The following is a 252-nucleotide window of genomic DNA, read 5'->3' on the forward strand; positions in this document are numbered from 1 at the left end:
TCATCTCGTGCTCTCGATGCTCTTCTCTGAAACAGACACCCTCCGCCACTTCGTGACTCTCCTCTCGGTTCGGAGATCAAAGGTTCAATTGCAATTACAAAAGAAAAAAGACGCTCTGAAAGCGTCTTCAATAACAATTCTACCACGAGAAATTGTTAAAGTCAACCGGTCTTGCTGTTGACGGCAGGTTAAGGAATCTCACCCGGGAATCTGCAATCCCTTTGGTTTTGTCGATCGGAATCTATTATTCAC

The organism is Mesotoga sp. UBA5847, from assembly GCF_002432735.1.
GTDB lineage: Bacteria > Thermotogota > Thermotogae > Petrotogales > Kosmotogaceae > Mesotoga.